At 46.5% G+C, this 677-nt stretch carries 1 protein-coding gene and 1 pseudogene; both read right to left on the bottom strand.

The window, feature by feature from the left end:
• Positions 1-150: 150 nt before the first annotated feature.
• Positions 151-375 carry a hypothetical protein gene (locus B5F71_RS20045; protein ID WP_087250596.1) on the bottom strand — a complete coding sequence of 75 codons (225 nt, stop codon included), beginning with the start codon at positions 373-375 and terminating at the stop codon, positions 151-153.
• A gap of 9 nt (positions 376-384) precedes the next feature.
• Positions 385-677: pseudogene (locus tag B5F71_RS19590) on the bottom strand (hypothetical protein); the annotation flags it as partial.

The following is a 677-nucleotide window of genomic DNA, read 5'->3' as shown; positions in this document are numbered from 1 at the left end:
AATAGCCTTTTTTTGACTGCTTACTGACAAGGTACCAGTTGACGAGGTTCTGAATAGTTTTACTGAATGTATTTAAAACCTAGTTACCTAGTACCTGTTACCTAGTACCTAATCCTAAAACCTCGTTCACTAGTACCTGATACCTAGTCCCTAAAAATAATCAACCTGCCTGAGCATCTCCTTGTCCTCGCTCATGTACCGTCCAGGCTGTGGCGGCTCCACATGCGACAGCAAGATGCGCTTCTGCTTTCCGTTGTTCAGCATAGCCGCCAACCTGAGCCTGCATCCGTATGTGTCCCGCATGGGTATCGGGCTTTCCGAAACGGTGCGCCATGCTTTTCTTCCGTATGCCTCGCAGGATTTGTTGGCTTTCAACACGCTAAATCATAATGATGCGATTTCTTCCGGACTAAGCCCGGTAGCTTTCGCTATGATATCTGTAGAAACGCCTAAACGTTTCAAGTTTTGTGCATCCTCCAGTTTACTTTTAGCCATTCCTTCTTTTATACCTTCTTCTCTTCCTTCTTTTATACCTTCTTCTCTTCCTTCCTGCATTCCTTTTTCTCTTCCTTCCCGCATCGCGTTCTCCACTCGGTCCTGCATGTCCTCCTCGTAAATACGGCTCACGTAGAAACGGTCTACTGCCTTATCATAAGCCACACGGTTCGCTTCCGACA

Origin of the sequence: Bacteroides sp. An269 (assembly GCF_002159755.1) — a bacterium.
GTDB lineage: Bacteria > Bacteroidota > Bacteroidia > Bacteroidales > Bacteroidaceae > Phocaeicola > Phocaeicola intestinalis.
This window is presented reverse-complemented; position numbering and strand designations above follow the sequence as displayed.